4 protein-coding genes are annotated in these 2599 nt (G+C 60.7%); 2 read left to right on the top strand and 2 right to left on the bottom strand.

All coding sequences use genetic code 11. The annotated features are described in order from the left end of the window. Positions 1-241: 241 nt before the first annotated feature. Positions 242-673 carry a carboxypeptidase-like regulatory domain-containing protein gene (locus tag WB528_RS08000; RefSeq protein WP_423887877.1) on the bottom strand — a complete coding sequence of 144 codons (432 nt, stop codon included), beginning with the start codon at positions 671-673 and terminating at the stop codon, positions 242-244. Between the two features lie 154 nt (positions 674-827). Here WB528_RS08000 and WB528_RS07995 point away from each other — a divergent pair, with 154 nt between their 5' ends. Next, on the top strand, positions 828-1301 hold the full coding sequence (locus WB528_RS07995; protein ID WP_423887876.1) for a DoxX family protein: 474 nt from the start codon (positions 828-830) through the stop codon (positions 1299-1301). A gap of 93 nt (positions 1302-1394) precedes the next feature. Here WB528_RS07995 and WB528_RS07990 read toward each other — a convergent pair whose 3' ends face one another. Next, the gene (locus tag WB528_RS07990) at positions 1395-1664 is read right to left on the bottom strand and encodes a phosphopantetheine-binding protein (protein ID WP_423887875.1); all 270 of its coding nucleotides are present in this window, start codon (positions 1662-1664) and stop codon (positions 1395-1397) included. Positions 1665-1986: 322 nt separating this feature from the next. Here WB528_RS07990 and WB528_RS07985 point away from each other — a divergent pair. Further along, positions 1987-2599, top strand: a 613-nt coding sequence (locus tag WB528_RS07985; RefSeq protein ID WP_423887874.1) for an acyl-CoA dehydrogenase family protein, incomplete at its 3' end; no start/stop codon positions are given.

The following is a 2599-nucleotide window of genomic DNA, read 5'->3' as shown; positions in this document are numbered from 1 at the left end:
GTTAAAACCATTCGCGCGGGGAATGCCGGGTGAAACCGGTGTGACCGTGGTGACTAACTCGCCGTGCTTTTTATTTTTCGCACGCGAGGCTTCGGGCGCAGCGAGCGCCCGGCATTCCCTGCGCCCTAATTCCGAGGGACAAAGGATGTTTCGACCCAAACTCGCGGATGAGCGCGCGAGATCGCGAAGCCGTGGCTGTTTGAAATTCGGAGTAGCACGCCTTACTCCAGCGGTTCGACCTTCACGATCGACGCGCCGTGATTGTTGCCGGCCCAGAAGCTGACCGGCGTGGTGGAGTTGTCGACGAAGACACGCCGGATGTTGGTGCTGCGCGGCAACAGAGATCGGCTGTCGTTGTCTGGTCCGGCACGACAGAAACCTGGGTCGGCCCCTCGAGGTCATAGCCCACCGCGCGGATCCGCAAGGAATACGCGCCGGACTCCAGTTTCGCAGCCGGGAAGCTGTAGCGGCCGCCCTTGCCACTGACGACCGTTATCGTGATTGTCGATCCGCTTTTCCGGGCACTGACAAGGACGCCTTCCATCGCCTCCGGCCCGGCCGTCACCGTTCCACCGAGCGCAGGTCCGGCCTGCTGCGCGGCCGACGGGCCCGCGGCCATCACGCATACGATACCAAGACAAACGAGGCTCGCTATCACCGAACGGCGCGACATCAGCGTCTCTCCCCGGACCTGGATTATTGTTGTTGCCGAGAGTGTAGGGGGCCGGGTTGCGGAAAACCAGCCACGCCACTGTGCAAAGTTTGCGCTTCTCGGTTATGCTCGGGCGCGCTTCAGGCAGTGAACGCCAAGAAACGGGAAACGCGGGATGAGCATCGACCAAGCCAGAGAGAGCCGAACCAATCTGCCGGGCATCGTTGCCGCGATGTTCAGCAACGCCACGGTCGATCGCGATTACGCGCCTTACGGACTTTTTCTGTTGCGGATTTCGCTCGGTTTCGACTGGCTCGTTCACGCCTTCCTCAAAATCGAACGCGGCATGTACACCCACGAGGCGCTGCTCGCAAAGAACGGCATTACCCCCCTGCTCGCCTGGCCCACGTTCGGCCTGGAAGTGATCGGCGGCCTCGCCATCCTGCTCGGCTGGTACACCCGTCAATGGGCGGCATTCCTGCTGATATTCCTGGCCGTGGTTGTCTGGATCAAATGGCCGGTCGGCTGGGGCTACTCAAAGCCCGGCGGCGGCTGGGAATATCCGATGTTGTGGCTGGTGGCCCAGGCATCGCTGGTATTGGCCGGGAGCGGCGCCTTCGCGTTGCAGAGCTCGAAGTCCGGCGCCTGAACGTCCGGCGCATGGACTATCAATCGCCATCTTGACGCGCTGAATGGATCAGCGCGGGTTGGCTTCGGATCGCGCGATGGCGAATGACGCCAATCAAGCCGCCGTCGCGCTTGCCAGCTGACCGACAACCAGCCGGGTCAACGTTTCAACCGACTGAAAATTCTCCGGCGTGATCTCGGACTGCGCGATGGTGAAATCGAACTCGGCCTCGACGGCGAGCATCAGATTGACCATGTCCATCGACGTCAGACCGACATCCACCAGCAGGGTTGCCGGCTTGAGATCGGCGGCAATCGCGTTCTGGTCGAGGATGGATTTGACGAGAGCGAGCAGCCTGCTCTGGACATTGCTAACGGCCTGCATGTTCGATTTCTCACTTTGTCATGTCGATTCCAACATCGCTTGCCGGAAGGCGAGCCATGATGCGCGTGACTATAGTTCCGCGACCGTCTTAAGAACAGTGAATCCCGTTTGAGCCAAATGCTGGTTCCGTTCTTAACGCTAACGGCAGTCGTTAAAAAACCGAGGATCGGAGCAACGATGGATTAACTCACATCACTGAAACGACGGCCGTTTACCTCGAATTTCATCGACGCATTTGAATTAAATCCTTAAGCGTAGAACTCGATCGGAAGTTGTCCGCGCCGATTGCTTCGCATCGACAAACCATCGAGGCACATTTGCCATGAACGTTCAGCAAGCCAATTTTCGTGACGCGAGCCCGGAAGAGACCAGCGCCCATTTCATCCCCGACCGCAGCTCCTTTCCGCCGCGAACCGCTGCCGTTGTAGCGGCCGCAGCCGCTGAAGCCGAAGCCGTCGACCGTGGCGCGCGCTTTCCCCTGAAGGCCATCGATACGGCGCGTGAGCAACGCCTGCTCGGCGTTCAAATCCCGAAAGCCTTCGGCGGCGACGGCGCATCGATCTTCGACATCACCGACATGTGTTACTCGCTTGGCCGCGCCTGTTCCTCCACCGCGATGATCTTCGCGATGCACCAGACCAAGGTTGCCTGCCTCGTCAGGCACGGCGCGGGCAGCGCCTATCATGAAGCTCTGATGCGCCGGGTCGCGACCGAGCAGATGCTGCTGGCATCCTCGACCACCGAGGGCCAGAACGGTGGCAACATTCGTTTTTCAGCCGCCGCGGTCGAGCACGACGGCGCCGAAATCTCCCTGGTTCGCAACGCAACGGTGATTTCCTATGGCGCGCAGGCCGACGGCATCGTTACCATTGCCCGCCGCGCCAACGACGCCGCCGGCTCCGATCAGGTGCTGCTTGCCATCACCAAGGATGACT

The sequence above is a fragment of the Bradyrhizobium sp. genome, from assembly GCF_049586575.1.
Classification (GTDB): Bacteria; Pseudomonadota; Alphaproteobacteria; order Rhizobiales; family Xanthobacteraceae; genus Bradyrhizobium.
The sequence above is the reverse complement of the archived record's forward strand: the minus strand, read 5'-3'. Positions and strand labels throughout refer to the sequence as shown.

What these genes read in the sequence shown, in the direction of transcription:
- WB528_RS07990 (WP_423887875.1), bottom strand. Translation starts at nt 1,664, where the DNA reads ATGCAGGCCGTTAGCAATGTCCAGAGCAGGCTGCTCGCTCTCGTCAAA.
- WB528_RS08000 (WP_423887877.1), bottom strand. Translation starts at nt 673, where the DNA reads ATGTCGCGCCGTTCGGTGATAGCGAGCCTCGTTTGTCTTGGTATCGTA.
- WB528_RS07995 (WP_423887876.1), top strand. Translation starts at nt 828, where the DNA reads ATGAGCATCGACCAAGCCAGAGAGAGCCGAACCAATCTGCCGGGCATC.